Here is a 331-nt window from a genome sequence, read left to right as displayed (position 1 = left end):
GGCCGCGGCGCCCAAAAGATAAGGCAAAGGTCGAAGTTGCGGTGCAAGTCGCCCAGCGATGGATTCTGGCGCGGCTGCGCAACCAACGCTTCTTTTCGTTGGCGGAGCTGAACGCAGCCATCAAAATCCTCGTCGTCGAACTCAATGCCCGACAGATGCGCGACTTTGGCGCCAGCCGCGCCGAACTGTTCGCCGAACTCGACCAGCCCAAGCTCACAAAGCTGCCGGACCAGGCTTACGCTTTCGCGCACTGGAAGCGCTGTCGGGTCGGCCCCGACTATCATATCGAGATCGACGGACACTGGTATTCCACGCCGTATCGGCTCATCCG

1 protein-coding gene is annotated in these 331 nt (G+C 61.0%); it reads left to right on the top strand.

Annotated features, from left to right (window positions below; all coding sequences use genetic code 11):
- Positions 1–331, top strand: a 331-nt coding sequence (locus ACZIRK_RS45580; protein ID WP_474419896.1) for a Mu transposase domain-containing protein, incomplete at both ends; no start/stop codon positions are given.

This window comes from Bradyrhizobium sp. Leo114 (assembly GCF_055229415.2).
Note: the sequence above shows the minus strand (reverse complement) of the source record. Positions and strands in the feature narration are given on the sequence as shown.